The sequence below is a fragment of the Streptomyces sp. NPDC090499 genome (assembly GCF_044769305.1).
GTDB lineage: Bacteria > Actinomycetota > Actinomycetes > Streptomycetales > Streptomycetaceae > Streptomyces.
In genome coordinates, this window is sequence record NZ_JBIVXP010000024.1 from 105382 (window position 1) to 121394 (window position 16013).

The window sequence follows — 16013 nt, forward strand, 5'->3', positions numbered from 1 at the left end:
GGCCTCCGCGCAAGTGGACGCAAGGAGCGCAAATTATTGCGCTCTGGTGTGCCGTGGCCCGATGGTCAAGAGCGGCTCAGAGTGAACGGCGCGGCGCCGCTGACACCGCGTCATCCGACGGGCAAAGTGCCGGCACGCTCGCGTTCCTGTCGGTGCGGGCCGGGTGGTCGGCGGCGGCCACGGGCCTGGACGATCATCACGTCGTCTTTCGGCCGCTTGCGGGAGGACGGCGAACGCCCCCGGACCTCGGCGGGTCCGGGGGCGTTCGGTCTGCTGCCGGCTGCGTCGCGATCAGCCGCGCGGGCGCTCGAAGGTCAGGAGCAGGCCCTCGACGGCTCCGGGACCTATGCGGCCCTTGACGTCGGCGGAGGTGATGGCCTTGAGGGCCCAGCCGTCCTCGGCGTGCTTGTTGAGGACCTTCTCCAGCTTGTCGCTGTCCAGCGCGTCGCCGATCAGCGACTCCCGGAACGTGACGACCTTGTACTCGTAGGCGTAGGCACTGCTCATGACTGCGGGGTCCTCCTGCCGGCAGAGCCGGGTCGGGGTTGGAATCGGCCAGGGTCAGCCAATCATCCCCGGGTGGCGTGGCGCAGCTCAGGGCCCAGGATTCTCGCCTTCAGGGGCGGTCCACGCGGAAGTGGTAGCAGCCGTACTCGACGGCGCGCACGTGCACTTGGGCGGTCCCGGGGTCGGCGAAGGCCTCGGCCAGCGCACGGGCGAACGCCGCCTGGGCGTCGTCGGGAAGCTCCAGGAGGCGACCGCCCGTGATGTGCCCCCGGCTGTCGTAGCGGCGCAGGACGCGCAGTGCGCCGGGGCGGGCCCACGGGTAGCCGGGGTGCTCGCCGGCCGGGCCGCCCCAGTCCTCGGCGTGGACGAAGACCGGCCCCTGCTCGTCGTAGGCCCCGGGGTCGGCGCCGGTCCGTGCCGCCCAACGGCGCAGCGGGGCGTAGGAGAGCAGGGCGATCCGGTCTCCCACGCTGCTGGACTGCAGGCAACAGCGCAATGGCGCACCGCCTTCGCCGTCCGCGTACGGGCTCGGCGGCCGCCCGGCGTCGTCACGGACGCGGAGTTCCTCAAGGGTCGCGGAGGGGATGGGGACGGGCGGGAAGGTCGTGGTCATGCCCTTCAGCGTGGCGCGCGCCGACACGGGCCGCTGGCGGGAATCGGACTCGGATGTCCGTCCGGCGCGGCCGCCCGTTGCAGGTCACCGCGGAGGCGGGCCGGAGCGGGCCGGCCCGCCTCCGCGAGGGAGAACTTCACGCTTCGGGATCGGTGCTCGTCAGAGCAGCTTGACCAGCGAGTAGTCGTCGCAGTAACCGGCCGCCGAACCGGAGTTCTTGTAGCAGTAGACACCGGCGGAGGTGGTGGAGACACCCGTGGTGAAGGAGAGGGGCTGCTGGGCGTAGGACGTGGTCGAGGCCCGCAGGTACGTCTCCGTACCGCCGAAGCTCTTCACGCCCACCGCGACCTCCTCACCGGCCGTGGCCACCTTGGCCCAGCCGACCAGCAGATAGGTGCCGCTGGAGGTGAGACCGCTGACGGTCTGGATGGCGCCGCTGGCACTGGCCGCGGTCTGGAGCGCGTAGGTGCCGGAGCAGGCGTTGGAGGCGACCACGCCGGCCGCCGTACCGGTGGACTGGACCCACGGGGTCAGCGCGCCGGTCTCGTAGCCGGGGTTGGTGACGGCGTTGGTGGCGGAGGACAGGGGTTCCACCGCGAGGTCGTCGCAGTAACCGGCCCCGCTGCCGCCGGCGTTCTTCCAGCAGTAGACCGTGGCCGTGGTGCTCGCGGCCGTGGTCAGCGCGTCGCTGCCGGTACGGGCGTTGGCCGCGGTCACCGACGAGGAGTTGCCGCTCGCCTGGGTCCAGGGGCTCAGCGCACCCGTCTCGAAGCCCGCGTTGGAGAGCAGGTTGCCGCCGGTGCCGTTGTACGCGCCGATGTTGGGGGCGGCCGTCGCGGAGACGGCGTTGCCGAAGGCGTCCTGGCCGCCGTTGGAGCTGATCACCGTGCCGGCCCGGATCGCCGGGGAGGAGGCGTGCACCTGGTAGGCGTTCTTGCCGGTGCACGAGGACGAGGTGCTGGCGTTGCCCGGGTTGCGGAACTCGGGGTCGGCGGTCACTTCGCGGCGTCGGCGGGCTCGCGGGACGGGTGGTTGCCGTAGAAGAGGTTGTTGGAGTACGTCGACGTGCCGGTGGTGGTGAAGTCGTTGCCGGAGCCGTAGTTGAAGACGGCGTTGTTCTGGAAGGACAGGGCGCCGCTGATGGAGGTGCCGGAGCGGGAGTACAGGATCGGGGTGCTCAGGCCGTCCCGGACGGAGAAGGTGTTGTTGTAGAACAGCGGCACGGCGCTGGAGCTGCCGCTCTGGTTCGGGACGCCGCCCACGAAGTGCAGGACGCCGCCGCCGTGGGTCTGGGTGCCGGAGGTGGGGCAGCCGGAGTTGCTGCCGTCGTTCTCGCTGATGTTGTAGCGGACCACCGTGCCGTCGCTGGGCACCGTGGAGGTGGGCTCGTTGTCGATGGTGAACGGGGGCATCACCAGCAGGAAGCCGCCGAGGTTCTGGTGGCTGTAGTTGTACTGGAACGTGGTGTTGTGGTTGCCCCGGTCCACGTCGAAGCCGGTGCCGTCGGCGCCGTTGACGTGGCAGTAGACCTCGTTGTTCTGGACGACGGTGTTGCTGCTGCCGGACGTCCCTCCGGCAGGAGGTGGACAGGTACGCGGCGGCCGGGCCGGCGCTTCATGCCTGCAGGCGCCGGTGGATATCCCCCTGCGGAGGAGGCGGGGGATACGAAAGTCGGGGGTCGGGTTCGCCGTGCAGGGCGACGATCGGCGCGAGCTGCCGGAACAGACTGCTTGGGCGACGTCAAGGGACGTCGATAGCCCCGTCACCAAGGAGTCCTGCCATGGGCGTTGTCGGAAAGATCCTGATCGGAATCGTGGGAGTCGTCGTGCTCGCCGGAGTCGGTCTCTGGTTCGGCATCAGGCACGTCGCGAGCGACATCGGCTCACACATGATCACCTCGGCCCAGTTCGAGAGCGTTCACGTGGGCGAGAGCCGGGACGCCGTACGCGACCGCCTCGGTGCGCCCGGTGGTCTTCAGCCGGGCGACAAGCCCAAGCCGCCGGCCGGCACCACCTGTGACTACTACCTGCAGAAGGACGTGTCCCTGGAGAAGAAGCAGACGTTTCAGATCTGCTACCGGGACGAAAAGGTCGCGGCCACCAAGGCCCTGCCGTCCGCCGCGGACGAAGCCGCCCACGACAAGGGCAGCAGCACTGCGAGCGCCAAGCCCTGAGCCGCCCGCAGGCCGGCGGCGGATTCCGGAACGATCACCGAAGGGCCCCCTATCTTGGAACGCATGTCCGTTTCCTCTGTGCCGGCCTCGGCGGCGGCCCGCCTTGCCCTGGTCCGGTGGCCCTCCGAGCCGGTCGTCTGGGTGCTGGCAGGGCTGATCGCCTCCGGAGGGCTGCTGTCGACCGGTGCCTCGCGGTCCCTGCTGCCGCTGCCGTTCGGCGTGTCGAACGTCCTGGGTTGCGCCACCGGGCTCCTGCTGGCCTGGCGGCGCGACCGCCCCACCCTGGTGGCGGGCGTGATCGCCGGGGTGAGCCTGCTGATCGTTCAGCCTGCCCTGCCGTTCTCGATGTACTCGCTGGCCAGGCGGCGAGCGGCGAGCCCCCTGCGGTACGGCGTCTACGCCGTCGCGGTGCTCAGCCAGTTCACCACGGGCGCCCCGGTGGCGGGCGCCCTGACGGCGGCCCTGCTGGTGGGGGCGCCCGCCTGGCGCGGCACGGTTCTCCGCTACCGGCACACCAGGCTGGAACAGCTGGCCGAGCGTGCCGAGCAGGCCGAGCGGGAGGCCCTGCTGATCGCCCGCCGGGTCCGTGCGGAGGAACGGGCCGCGCTGGCACGGGAGATGCACGACGTGGTGGCGCACGAGGTCAGCCTGATCACGCTGCACGCGGGCGCACTGAGCGTGGACCCGCAGGAGTCCGAGCGGGCCCGCGAGACCGGCGAGCTGGTCAGGGTCACGGGCAGGCGTGCGCTGGCCCAACTGCGCCAGATCCTCGACGTGCTGCGCGACCCGGAGACCGTCGAGAACTCCTTCCGGCCCGGCCCGGCGCTGCGGGAGCTGCCGCAACTGCTGGCCGACTCGGCGGCGGCCGGCGTACCCGTGGACTGGGCGCCGTGGTCCGCGACGGTGGCGGAACTCCGGGCGGGCGCACACCCGTTGCCGCCGGCGGTGGAACACACCGTCTACCGTGTCGTCCAGGAGGCGCTGACCAACATCCGCAAACACGCGCACGGCGCCCGCGCCACGCTGGGGATGGGGGTGGACGGGGAGTTCGTCGAGTGCGAGGTGACCAATCCGGTGACCGGCCGTCCCGGCGAGGCGGCCCGCGAGGGTGCGGGCCTGGGCCTGCGCGGACTGCGGGAGCGGGCCACGCTCCTCGACGGCACCCTGGAGACCGGGCACCGGGACGGCGTCTTCCGCCTCCTGCTCCGGCTGCCCGTCGCGCCGCCCGCGCCGGACCAGGAGCAGGCGATGACAGGAGCGGAACCCGCCGGGGAGGGCCGGTGATCCGGATCCTGCTCGTCGACGACGAGGCCCTGGTCCGCACCGGGTTGCGGCTGCTGCTGCAGACCGCCCCGGACATCGCGGTGGTCGCCGAGGCCGACGACGGGCGGGCCGCGGTCGAGGTGTGTGCCCGGCTCACCCCCGACGTGGTCCTGCTGGACGTGCAGATGCCCGGCCTGGACGGGGTGGACGCGGCCCGGGAGCTGTCCGCGCTGCCCGTGCCGCCGCGGATTCTGATGCTGACCACGTTCGACGCCGAGACCTATCTGCTACCGGCGCTCCGGGCCGGGGCCCATGGCTTCCTGCTCAAGGACGCCCAGCCGGGCCAGGTCCTCGACGCGGTACGGGACACCGCGGCCGGCCGCCACGCCCTCGCCCCCGAGGCGGTGGACCACCTCGTGGCCCGCGCTGCCGCCGAGCCACCGCCGGCCGTACCGCCCCGGCTGTCCTCACTCACCCCCCGGGAGCGGGAGGTGCTGGCCGCGATGGCGGACGGGCTGAGCAACGCCCAGATCGGTCGGCGGCTGGACCTGCGCGTGCCGACCGTGAAGGCCCATGTCTCGCGGATCATGGAGAAACTGCACTGCGCGAGCCGGGTCCAGGCCGGGCTGCTCGCCCAGCGCGCGGGACTGGGCGAAGGGGCGGGTCGCCGACAGACGGATGCATGCTGACCACAGTGCCGCCAGTGAGATCGGCTTGTGGCGGCAGTCGTCGTTCCGCGCGGGTGGGCGCGCATCAGGCACGGGTGGTCAGGGCCCTCTGACGCAGGTGGCCGACGACGGAGAGCCCCAGGGCCGGACCGCCGGTGAAGTACGGCTGCACACGGGTGTCGCCCTGGCGTTCCATGAGGGCCAGCATGGCCACCACTCCGGCCGACGCCACCCGGTCAGGGCCGGGGAGGCCCGCCTCGGGGGCAGGTCGTGAGGCCCGCTTCCTCAGTCCGCCGGCCCGACGGCGGTGGACGTCGGACGCGCGGGCCGGAGTGTCCCGGAGGGCAGTACCCACACCAGGCCGAGCAGTGCGCCCACGGTGGCGATCCACAGGGTGGGGCGCAGACCGATCGCCGAACCGAGCCAGCCGCCTGCCAGTGCGCCGACTGGGCGGATGCCGTAGCCGAAGAGGCGGGCGGCTCCCGCGGTGCGGGATCGCAGGGTGTCGGGGATCAGTGACGCGGTCAGGGATCCGCCGGCGATGTCCAGGAGCATGACGCCGAATCCGGAGCCGAACTCCGCCAGCAGCAGGCATGCCGCCGTGACGGGAACGGGGCCCTGCGCCAGCGGGACCAGCGCGAGTGGCGCCGGGAAGGCGAAGAGGCCGAGGAGAGCCGCCCGCCCGGTTCCGAGCCTGCGTACGATCCCGCCCGTCAGCACGGCTCCGAGCAGCGAGCCGACGGCACCGCAGCCGAGCACGGCGCCCAGGAGGCCGGGGCCGAGACCGAGTTCGGTGGTGGCGTAGAGGACGAAGACGGCCTGGAAGGCGAAGTTGAACAGGTTGAGCGTGGTCACCGCCGCGTAGTAGCCGCGCAGGATCCGGGACCGGCCGAGGTGGCGGAAACCGGCCGTGAGGCCGCCTTCGGCGTGGGTGGCGGCCGGTGGTTCGGTGGGGTGGATCCGGGACAGCTGCCAGGCAGATGCCAGGTAGGAGGCGGTGTCGGCGAGCAGTGCGACCGGGGCGGACAGGAGTTGCACCAGCAGCCCTGCGGCGCTGGTGCCGCCCACGTAGGACATGGCCCGGCTGCCGTTGAGCAGGGAGTTTCCCTCGACGTAGCGGTCGGCGGGCACCAGGGAGACGAACAGCGCGGCATTGCACACGTCGAACAGCATGCTCAGGGTGCCGGTGGTGAACGCGACCGCGTAGAGCTGGCCCAGGCCGAGCAGGCTCAGCGCCCAGGCGGCCGGGACCGAGGCCAGTGTCAGCGCCCGCCCGAGGTCGGCGGCGATCATCATGTGCCGCCGTCGCCCGCTGCGGTCCGCCCGGACTCCGGCGTGCACCGAGAAGAGCAGGTTCGGCAGGAGCCCGGCGGCTGTCAGCCAGCCCATCTGGGCCGGGCCCGCGTCCAGGGTCAGGACGGCGAGCAGGGGCAGGGCGATCTGGGTGATCTGGTCGCCGAAGAGCGAGACGGTCTGCCCGGTCCAGTAACGGCGGAAGGCCGGTTCGCGCAGCAGGGCGGGTAACCGCCCGGCCGCGTTCACGTGTGCGGTTCTTCCGCCTCGCGCTGGGCCGGCGTGTCGAACTCCCGTGCCGGGTGCCCGAAGTGGACGTACGACACGCGGCGGGCCGCGGCGGGGCGCCGGCCCGGGTCCTCGGTGCGGCGGATGTAGGGACGGAGCAGTTCCCACACCTTCTCGTCGAGTTCCCTGAGCTCGGCGGCGGTGACGAAGATCGTGGCGTCCCCCAGCGGCGCCGCCTCCTGCCAGTCCGCGGGCTCGGTGTGCCGGTTCTCCAGCCAGCGGGTCGCCTCGGTGAAGTACCGCTCGACGAGTGCGAGGCTGAGAGCGGTGGCGGCCTCCCGCACCTCGGGGTCCGCCGAGTGGCCGGGCCAGGAGGTGGACGACGCCGTCGCCCGCCAGGGTTTCTCCCGGCCCTGGCCCTGCCCTGTCTCCTCCGCGAGCCCGTACTTGGCCAGCATCCGCAGGTGATAGGAGCAGCCGGCCACCGACTCCCCCGTCAGCTCGGCCGCCCGGGTGGCGGTCATCGCGCCTTCCCTGCGCAGCAGCCCGATGAGTGTCAGGCGGAACGGATGGGCGTACGCGCGGAGGGCGCGCGGGTCGGTGAGCTGTCGTCGGTCCATGATGTAAAGATATCTTTCTAAAGAAACCCTTACAACAGCTCCCCAGCGGCGTTACACGCCTCCTGTGTTGTTTTGATCACTTTTATCCCTTCGATGAGCAGGGTATTTGTGCTACCCATGAGATGTGCGGGAGAGGGTTGTCCGGACCTGCCCGCATGGACTCGGGAAGATCTGCCGGTACGCGCCGGAGTCAGCGAGCTGTGTGAGCTGCATGGACCCCACACCCTCCTCTGCTTCGCCGTTCGACACGGTCAGCGGCGCCCTGGCGGATTACATCCCGAAGGGCGGAGCGAAGGCGGTGTACGAGGAGCGCGCCTCAGGGGCCGGCGGTGAGACCGACGGCGGGGAACGGATCCTCGGGGTGGTCGGTCTCGGCCGGGATCTGCGGATCAGCGGTTCCAACCTGGACGCCGCCCCGTTCGCGGGGGTGAGCGCCACACCGGGGGCCGCCTTCGCCGATCTGCTCCCGCCGGGGGACGTACCGACGGTCACCAAACGGCTGCTGCGCGTCCTCGAGACGGGTGAGGCGCATGTCGCCCGGGTGCAGCGCCTGCGGCGGGCCGACGGGTCGGAGCTGGTGGTCTCGATGAGCATCCTGCCGGCCGCACCGCCGCAGGAGGGCCTGACGGTCTCGCTGATCGCCATGGCCAAACGGCTGCACCTGTACGCCTCGGCCACCGCGATCGGCACCTCCCTGGACATCGGGGAGACCGCACAGTCCCTGGCCCAGTCCCTGCTGGCCTGGGGGGACGTGGCCGCCGTCAACCTCGACTACGCCGTGTGGACCGGCGAGGCCGTCACCGAGCAGGCGCAGGACCGCATCCGGCTGCGGCGGGCGGCCCTGGTGCCGGACCGGGCCTGGCCCGAGGGATACCTGACGCCCGGGGACAACCTCCCCCGTGAGGCGAGCCGCCTGCTGGCCGGTGCGGTCATGCGCGACGACGTTCCGCACGCCGTCGTCATCCCGGACCGTGCGGCGATCGAGCAGGCGCTGGACGATCCGCAGCTGGTGCGCGCCCTGGTGCCCGGCAACCGGCCGGTGAGTGTCGCCTGCATCCCGCTGGTCGTGGAGGGACCGGAGGGCACGCCGGGGCCCATCGTGCTGGGCGTGACGGAGGTCTGGCGGCGGCCGGAGTGCCTCTTCGGCGACGGTGAACTGCTCGACCTTCAGGAGCTCGTGGCGAAGACAGCCCGGCACGTGGACCTGGCCCGCCAGCACCAGCGTGAGCACGCCCAGGTCCTAGCGTTGCAGCGCCGGCTGCTGCCGCGGGCGGGCAGCGACACCATCGAGGTCGCCAGTGTCTACGAACCCACCACCCCGGACAGCGCGGGCGTCGGCGGTGACTGGGTGAACAGCTTTCCGCTGCCTGGTGACCGCACCGCGCTGGTGGTCGGCGACGTCGTGGGCCACGGTCTGGGGGCCGCGGCGGCCATGGGCCAGCTGAGCATGGAGGCACGGGCGCTGCTGTCGGCGGGGCTGGGTCCCGGGGAGGTACTGGAGCGGCTGGACGAGACCGTCACGCTGCTGGACGACACCGACGCGGGCCTGGCGGCCGGCTACAGCGCGCTGGGTTCGACGTGCTGCATCGCGGTCTACGATCCGGTCGACCACCGGGTGCTGATCTCCAACGCCGGTCACCTGCCCCCGGTCCTCGTGCTTCCCGACGGCTCCGCCGATACCGTCGCGGCGCAGCCGCACCCGGCCCTCGGCGCGGAGTTCGTCGTACGGGAGCCGTTCGAGGTGCACGAGTTCGCCGCGCCGCCCGGCTCGCTTCTCGTCCTCTACACCGACGGTCTGGTGGAGGATCCGGCGGCCTCGATCGACGACGGCATCGGCCGGCTGACGGACGTGGTGCGCGAGGTGCATCCCTGGGACGACCTGCAGCGGGCCGCGCGTCGGGTGGTCGCCCGGCTGGGCCCGCAGGAGCCGCTGCGCGACGACGTCACCCTGCTGCTGGCCCGGATGGCCGGGCGGCGCAGCCGGGACACCGCCACCTGGCGGCTGCCCGCCCGTGACGACACCGCCGCCCGCGCCCGCGCCCTGGCCGCTCCCCTGCTGCGGCGTTGGCACCTGGGCGAACCGGCCCGGGACGGTGCGCTGCTGGTGCTGAGCGAACTGGTCACCAACGCCGTCCGGTTCGGCACCGGGCCCGTCACGGTCCGGCTGGTGCGGGCCGGAAGCCGGCTGACCTGCGAGGTCGGCGACACCGGCAACGGCCGGCCGCGGCTGCGCCGCGGTGACCTGCTCGACGACGGCGGGCGGGGTCTGCACGTCGTCCACAAGCTGACCACGCGCTGGGGGGTGCGGTGGACCGACACCGGCAAGGCCGTCTGGGCGGAACTGGAGGGATAGCGCCGGTGCCGCGATGAGGGCGGCGGGCCTCCGCTACAGCCACTCGCCTTCCAGTGCCGTGGCCGTCAGCCCGGGGGCGGCCGCGTACAGCACCGTACGGCTGCCCGGCTTCTGTCCCGCGTCGTGTGCACGGCACAGGATGTCGAGTACGGCGGCACCTCCGCGGTTGCCCGAGGTGTAGCTGTCCCGGCTGTAGGCGAGCAGCCCCTCCGGCCAGCTGTCGGGCATCGTCTGTTCCATGTACTCCAGCACCCGCGTCCCGCCGGGATGCGCGAGCAGCAGATCGGGATGCCAGGAGTCCGCGTCGTCCTGGTGACGTGCGCGCAACCACTGCCACATCGCGGCCACCGTCGCCTGGACGGCGCGTGGCCCCCGGCGGTCCATCACGAAGTGGGTGCCGTCCTCCCGGGTCTCCAGCCGGTGCAGGTCGGTGGTGTCGGGCAGGGTGTGGTGCCAGGCCGCGTCCAGGCGCAGGACCGACTCCGGCCGGGGGCGGCCGGTGACCACCACGGCGACGGCGGTGTCCGCGAAGAGCAGCCGCACGATCAGCGACTCCAGCGTGTCGTCGGCGGGCTGGTAGGTGGTGCTCAGCGCCTCCGATATCACGACCAGAACCACCCGGTCGGGGTCCGCGGCGACCAGGTCGGCCGCCAGCGCGAGCGACCGGGTACCGGCGATGCAGGCCCACTGGGTGGCCGGCAGCAGCAGTACGTCGTCGCGCAGTTCGAGGCTGTTGCGGAGGGAGAGGTCAAGTCCCGGCAGGGCCGGGGTGGTGGAGTGACTGGTGATCAGGCAGTCGACGTCGGCGGTGTCCAGTCCGGCGGCCCGGAGTGCGTCACGGGCGGCGCGTTCCCCGTACGCCTGCACGGCCGCCCAGGCCGGAGCGGTGCGTTCCTGGATGGTCTGCGGCGCCGGTATCGCCTCCAGCGCGGCGATCGCGCGGTCCACCTGGGGCTCGGTGAACCCGCTGCCGGCCAGTGCCGTACGGGCCGGTCCCGCGCCCGGAGTTCGCAGGCCCGAGCCGCTGCCGGGGGCCACGGCCGTCTCCAGCGGCAGCATCCACCCGCGGGAGTCGATCCCCGTGCTCGCGGCGATGCCGTCGATCCGGGACAGCCACGGGGCCTGCGGATGCCGGCCGCGCACCTCCGCGAGGATCTCGCCGGTCCTCACGGCATGTTCGCCTTGTACTACGGCTGGAGGAGTCAGATAGGCGCCCATAGCATGCATCTTTCACAGAAAGACATTAAATGACTGAAGTGTCCGAAACGCTCCTGATTGCACAGGCTTGGGGTCAAGACACTGTCATTGCAATGTACTTCGCATTCGACAACTCCCCGGCGGCTTCATGTCCCCATAACACCCGGAAAGTTCCGTCCGTCCATTGCCCGGCGGGGACCCCGGGGCCACACCGACGAGATCGTTGCCGAGCAAAGCCCGTACGTCTTATGGAAGTTGAAGGACGTACGGAACGGACCACCGCGCGAGACCCACGCCACCCATGAAGTGCGTCACAGCCGCGCCCCGAGCGGGGCGGCCAACCGCCGGGCGGCCCGGGGCTCGTGAGGTGTGCGACGGCGCACTTCGGGAAACAATCGCGCCACCGCGCGCTCCGCCCATGCTTCATCACCTCCTGGCGGAGATCCCGACGTCAGCCCCGCGCCCCGCGGGCCGCCCCCGCCGACTCCGGCCGCACCCCTGGCGGTCAGCGCCCACGCCGGGGACCATGGCGCTTTGCCCACCCGGCCACTCCCCCACGAGACGACACCCCGGACGGCCGGCGCACACGGCTTCCCACCAGCTCCCGGCCGCACGGCGTACGGCCGGCCGAACCGCCCTCCCCGCTCGCGGCCCGCCACGACCGGACCCGGTCCCCACCGAGGAGTTGCCGAAATGTCCTATGATGTGCCCGATTTACCCTCGGACCGGTCCCCGTACGGCCGCCCGTCCCCGCACGACCGCCCGTCCCCGGCCTGGTCGACCGGTGAGGAGCCGTACGACCCTGCGGCGCATCCCCGCTCCGGTGCCCACCGCACCCTGCGCCTGCTGCGGCGGGCGTACCGCTGGCAGCGGCGGGTGGCCACCGTCACCGCGCTCGGGTACTTCGCCGCGTTCCTCGTCCTGACCGTCAAGGCGCCTGCCCTGATGACCCGCCCGGGTCCCGGCGGCCTGCCGACCGGACTGGTCCTGGCCCTCGTCCAGATCCCGGTGACCTGGCTGGCGGTCCTTCTCCACGAGGCGGCCGCACACCGCTTCGTGGATCCTCTGGCGCGGCGCGCCCGGCGTCAGGCGGACGTGGCCGTCGCGGACCGGGAGCAGGCACCGTGACCGGGTTGCAGGGCTCCGCCCAGTCCTGGTCCCTCGTCGCGTTCTGCTCGGTCGTCGCTTTCACCCTGCTGCTGTGCGTACTCACCGGCCCGGAGGCGGACGACCTCGCCGAGTTCTACACCGGCTACCGGTCCCTGTCGCCGTTGCGCAACGGGCTGGCGATCGCCGGGGACTACATCTCCGCCGCCACCGTCCTCACCATCGGCGGGATCATCGCCCTGTGCGGCTACGACGGCATCGTCCTCGCCCTCAGCGCCCTGCTGTCCCTGCTGCTGCTGATGTTCCTGCTGGCCGAACCCCTGCACAACACCGGCCGCTACACCATGGGCGACGCGCTGGCCCGCCGCCACCCGGCCCGGTCGGTCCGCGTCACGGCCTGCCTGGTCACCCTGGCCGCACTCGTCCCGATGATGGTCGTCCAGCTCGCCGGTGTCGGTGAACTCCTCGCGTACGTCCTCGGGTTCTCCGACACCGGCATGCAGAACGGGTGCGTGGCCGGGGCCGGTGTCCTCATGATCAGTTACGCGGCGCTCGGCGGGATGCCCGGCACCGCGCTGGTCCAGATCATCAAGACCGTGGCACTGCTCGGCTCGGGGCTGGTCGTGAGCGTGCTGATCCTGCGCGCGTTCGACTGGCAGCCCCAGGCGCTGTTCCACGCGGCGGCCGGACGCAGCGGAGCGGGTGACGCCTATCTGACCTGGGGGCTGCAGTACTCCAGCAGCCCGCATCCCGCACTCGACATGGCCAGTACCCAGAGCGCCATCGTGCTGGGCGGCGCCAGCCTGCCGCACGTCACCATGCGGATGTACACGGCGGGCACGCCACGCCAGGTCCGCCGGGCGATGTCCTGGGCGGTCTCCGCGGTGACCCTGTTCATCCTGATGCTCACCCTGATCTGCACCGGCGCGACCGCGCTGGTCGGTCGCGACCGCATCGCCGCCGCCGACGCGCACGGCACGACCGCCTACCTGCTGGGTGCCCGCGCCGCGTTCGGAACCGGTCTGTCCCGGCCGGAGAGCCTGCTCTTCGCCACTGTCACCACCGCCGTCTTCCTCACCCTGCTCGCCTCCGTCGCGAGCATGACGCTGGCCTGTGCCAACACCCTCGCCCACGACCTGGCGGCGTCCCGCGCCACTCCCCCGGCACCGGCCCGGGAGCTCGCCCTCGCCCGGTGCTGCGCCCTCGCCGTGGGCATCCCCACCATCCTGCTGGCCGTCCTCGCCCAGCACCGCAGCCTTCAGCCCCTGGCGACCGTCTCCTTCACCCTCGGCGCCTCCGCCATCGCCCCCGCACTCCTCTACACCCTCTTCTGGCGCCGTTTCACGCGCACAGCGCTCCTCGCCACCCTCGTCGTGGGCTCACTGACCGTGCTCGCCCTGACCCCCGGCACCACCCTGGTCTCGGGAACACCGCTGTCCGCGTTCCCGGACGCGGACTTCGCCTGGTTCCCCTACAACACGCCCGCGCTCGTCTCGGTACCCGCGGGCTTCCTCACCGGCTGGCTGACCACCGTCCTGGCGGGCAGGAGGTCCGCAGACCGTGAACGCGGCCGCTACGAGTCCCACGAGCGCCACCTGCTGACCGGCTCGCCCCCGGGCCCCTCGCCCCGGTAGGGGGGAGGGGTCGGGTGCCAAGGTTCGGGCGGGACAGGTCGTTCCCCGACCCGGGCCGCGAGGAACGAACCGGACCGGGGTCGGACGGACCTGTACGACGGACGGGTCTGACGGGCCTGGCAGGCCTGGCGGACCCGACGACCCGACGGACCGGCCCCGGCCTACTTGGCCGGGGGCCGGTCCTGCATGCCGGTGGTCATGGACGCGGCAGCCGCGTTGAGACCCGCCACCGCGGCCTTGGGCAGCGCCCCGGCGACCTTGGTGGCGAGGTCACGGGAGGGGCCGGGGGAGGTTCCGTCCGCGTGGGCCGGGGCGGCGAGAGCCACGCCCGTCAGGGCGAGCGCGGCGGCAGTGATGATCCTCTTCATGCCCTGAGGAACGACCGTCCCGGCCCGGGGACACGACCGACGGACGGCTCCTGCCGAAAACGTCCCCGACCCCCCGAGTGGCGGCACCGGCCCGCTGGGACCACGCTGGATCACGGAGAGCCGGGCCGGGCCGCCGTCGGCACGCGGCTCGGGCGGCGGATGCCGGGCGAGCGGTGTTTGCCTCGCTCGGGCCGGGTCACCCGCCACTGCGGGGCCGCGGCCGCGGGTGTCCCGGCCGGCCGCCGGCTCCCGGACACCGCAAGGACCCCGTCCCCGCAAGGACCACCGTCCCCGCAGGGACCGGCACGCACTGCTCCGCGCGGAGAAAGGCAGAGTCATGACGCAGAAGCCACCCCTCACCACGACCGACTCCGGTGCCCCCGTCGAGAGCGACGAGCACTCGCTGACCGTGGGGCCCGGGGGACCGGTCCTGCTGCAGGACGCCTATCTGATCGAGCAGATGGCACAGTTCAACCGCGAGCGGATCCCCGAGCGCCAGCCGCACGCCAAGGGGAGCGGCGCGTTCGGCCACTTCGAGGTGACCGAGGACGTCAGCGCCTACACCATGGCCGGCCTCTTCCAGCCCGGCACCCGCACCGAACTGGTCGTACGCTTCTCGACGGTCGCCGGTGAGCGCGGCAGCCCGGACACCTGGCGCGACCCCCGCGGCTTCGCGGTGAAGTTCTACACCAGCCAGGGCAACTACGACATGGTCGGCAACAACACGCCGGTGTTCTTCGTCAAGGACCCGATGAAGTTCCAGCACTTCATCCGGTCCCAGAAGCGGCGTGCGGACAGCAACCTGCGCGACCACGACATGCAGTGGGACTTCTGGACGCTCTCCCCGGAGTCCGCCCACCAGGTGACCTGGCTGATGGGCGACCGCGGCATCCCCCGGACCTGGCGGCACATGAACGGCTACACCTCGCACACGTACATGTGGATCAATGCCAAGGGCGAGCGGTTCTGGGTGAAGTACCACTTCAAGACCGACCAGGGCATCGAGTTCTTCACCCAGCACGATGCCGACCAGATGGCGGCCGTCGACACGGACTACCACATGCGCGACCTGTTCGAGCACATCCGTGACGGCCAGTACCCCAGCTGGACCCTGTACGTGCAGCTCATGCCGTACGCGGACGCCGCGGGTTACCGCTTCAACCCGTTCGACCTCACCAAGGTGTGGCCGCACGGCGACTATCCGCTCGTCCCGGTCGGTCGGATGACCCTGGACCGCAATCCGACCGACAACCACGCCGAGATCGAACAGGCGGCGTTCCAGCCGAACAACTTCGTTCCCGGGATCGGGCCCAGCCCCGACCGGATGCTGCTGGCCCGGCTGTTCTCCTACGCGGACGCCCACCGGCACCGGATCGGCGCCAACTACCAGCAGCTCCCGGTGAACGCCCCCGTCGTCGACGTGCACACGTACTCCAAGGACGGGGCGATGGCCTTCCGCAAGACCTCCGACCCGGTGTACGCCCCGAACTCCAAGGGCGGCCCCGTCGCCGACCCCACCGCCTTCGGCCCGCCGCCCACCTGGGAGGCGGACGGCGAGATCGTCCGCGCCGCGTACGTCTCCCACCCCGAGGACGACGACTGGGGCCAGCCCGGCACCCTGGTCCGGGAGGTGCTGGACGACGCCGCCCGCGACCGTCTGGTCTCCAACGTCGTGGGGCATCTGCTCGACGGCGTCAGCGACCCGGTCCTGCAGCGCGCGTTCACGTACTGGTCGAACATCGACGAGACGATCGGCAAGCGCATCGCCGACGGCGTCCGCGCCAAGGGCGACTAGCGGGACCTCACAGCCGCCGAACCGGAGAGGTGGGGGGGGGGGGGGGGGGGGGGGGCGGGGCCCGCCCCCCCCCCCCCCCCCCCCCCCCCCCCCCCCCCCCCCCCACAAAAAAAAAAAAACCCCCCCCCCCCCCCCGGGGGGGCCCGGGGGGGGGGGGGGGCCCCCCCCACACCCCCCCCCCCGGGCCCCCGGCC

16 protein-coding genes are annotated in these 16013 nt (G+C 72.2%); 7 read left to right on the top strand and 9 right to left on the bottom strand.

The window, feature by feature from the left end; genetic code table 11:
• Positions 1-291: 291 nt before the first annotated feature.
• From ACIQVL_RS45850 to ACIQVL_RS45865, 4 genes are all read right to left on the bottom strand, one after another.
• A complete protein-coding gene (locus ACIQVL_RS45850; RefSeq protein ID WP_089106991.1) occupies positions 292-507 on the bottom strand; it encodes a DUF4177 domain-containing protein in 216 nt (71 codons plus the stop codon).
• A 109-nt stretch (positions 508-616) separates the two neighbouring features.
• A complete protein-coding gene (locus ACIQVL_RS45855; RefSeq protein ID WP_403478515.1) occupies positions 617-1120 on the bottom strand; it encodes a DUF1203 domain-containing protein in 504 nt (167 codons plus the stop codon).
• Positions 1121-1279: 159 nt separating this feature from the next.
• On the bottom strand, positions 1280-2119 hold the full coding sequence (locus tag ACIQVL_RS45860) for a hypothetical protein (protein ID WP_403478516.1): 840 nt from the start codon (positions 2117-2119) through the stop codon (positions 1280-1282).
• Positions 2116-2607 (bottom strand): hypothetical protein, encoded by a 492-nt coding sequence (locus ACIQVL_RS45865; RefSeq protein ID WP_403478517.1) that lies wholly within the window; start codon positions 2605-2607, stop codon positions 2116-2118. Before ACIQVL_RS45865 ends, ACIQVL_RS45860 begins: the two co-directional genes overlap by 4 nt.
• A 293-nt stretch (positions 2608-2900) precedes the next feature.
• Between ACIQVL_RS45865 and ACIQVL_RS45870 the strand changes: the two genes are divergently transcribed.
• From ACIQVL_RS45870 to ACIQVL_RS45880, 3 genes are all read left to right on the top strand, one after another.
• Complete coding sequence (locus ACIQVL_RS45870) at positions 2901-3293, top strand: hypothetical protein (protein WP_403425327.1); 393 nt, start codon at positions 2901-2903, stop codon at positions 3291-3293.
• Between the two features lie 63 nt (positions 3294-3356).
• Positions 3357-4577, top strand: coding sequence for a sensor histidine kinase (locus ACIQVL_RS45875; RefSeq protein WP_403478518.1), 1221 nt, complete (start codon positions 3357-3359; stop codon positions 4575-4577).
• Positions 4574-5245, top strand: coding sequence for a response regulator (locus tag ACIQVL_RS45880; RefSeq protein ID WP_403478519.1), 672 nt, complete (start codon positions 4574-4576; stop codon positions 5243-5245). Before ACIQVL_RS45875 ends, ACIQVL_RS45880 begins: the two co-directional genes overlap by 4 nt.
• Before the next feature lie 64 nt (positions 5246-5309).
• On the opposite strand, the gene ACIQVL_RS45885 is transcribed toward ACIQVL_RS45880, so the two are convergent.
• Genes ACIQVL_RS45885 through ACIQVL_RS45895 form a run of 3 tightly spaced genes read right to left on the bottom strand, consistent with a single transcriptional unit; the run spans position 5310 to position 7365 of the window.
• Positions 5310-5456: a hypothetical protein gene (locus ACIQVL_RS45885; RefSeq protein WP_403478520.1), complete on the bottom strand. Its 147-nt coding sequence runs from the start codon at positions 5454-5456 to the stop codon at positions 5310-5312.
• 53 nt (positions 5457-5509) lie between these two features.
• A complete protein-coding gene (locus ACIQVL_RS45890; protein WP_403478521.1) occupies positions 5510-6766 on the bottom strand; it encodes an MFS transporter in 1257 nt (418 codons plus the stop codon).
• A complete protein-coding gene (locus tag ACIQVL_RS45895) occupies positions 6763-7365 on the bottom strand; it encodes a winged helix-turn-helix domain-containing protein (RefSeq protein ID WP_403425334.1) in 603 nt (200 codons plus the stop codon). Before ACIQVL_RS45895 ends, ACIQVL_RS45890 begins: the two co-directional genes overlap by 4 nt.
• Positions 7366-7576: 211 nt before the next feature.
• Between ACIQVL_RS45895 and ACIQVL_RS45900 the strand changes: the two genes are divergently transcribed.
• Entirely contained in the window at positions 7577-9718 is a 2142-nt protein-coding gene (locus tag ACIQVL_RS45900) for a SpoIIE family protein phosphatase (RefSeq protein WP_403425335.1), read from the top strand.
• A 33-nt stretch (positions 9719-9751) separates the two neighbouring features.
• Here the strand turns inward: ACIQVL_RS45900 and ACIQVL_RS45905 are convergent, their stop codons facing one another.
• A complete protein-coding gene (locus ACIQVL_RS45905; RefSeq protein WP_403478522.1) occupies positions 9752-10936 on the bottom strand; it encodes a type III polyketide synthase in 1185 nt (394 codons plus the stop codon).
• A gap of 672 nt (positions 10937-11608) precedes the next feature.
• On the opposite strand from ACIQVL_RS45905, the gene ACIQVL_RS45910 reads away from it, so the two are divergent.
• Positions 11609-12043: a DUF485 domain-containing protein gene (locus ACIQVL_RS45910; RefSeq protein WP_403478523.1), complete on the top strand. Its 435-nt coding sequence runs from the start codon at positions 11609-11611 to the stop codon at positions 12041-12043.
• A complete protein-coding gene (locus ACIQVL_RS45915; RefSeq protein WP_403478524.1) occupies positions 12040-13656 on the top strand; it encodes a cation acetate symporter in 1617 nt (538 codons plus the stop codon). Before ACIQVL_RS45910 ends, ACIQVL_RS45915 begins: the two co-directional genes overlap by 4 nt.
• 161 nt (positions 13657-13817) lie before the next feature.
• On the opposite strand, the gene ACIQVL_RS45920 is transcribed toward ACIQVL_RS45915, so the two are convergent.
• Positions 13818-14024 (bottom strand): hypothetical protein, encoded by a 207-nt coding sequence (locus tag ACIQVL_RS45920; RefSeq protein ID WP_403425342.1) that lies wholly within the window; start codon positions 14022-14024, stop codon positions 13818-13820.
• A 337-nt stretch (positions 14025-14361) separates the two neighbouring features.
• Between ACIQVL_RS45920 and ACIQVL_RS45925 the strand changes: the two genes are divergently transcribed.
• Positions 14362-15819, top strand: a complete 1458-nt coding sequence (locus ACIQVL_RS45925; protein ID WP_403478525.1) for a catalase — start codon at positions 14362-14364, stop codon at positions 15817-15819.
• Positions 15820-16013 lie beyond the last annotated feature (194 nt).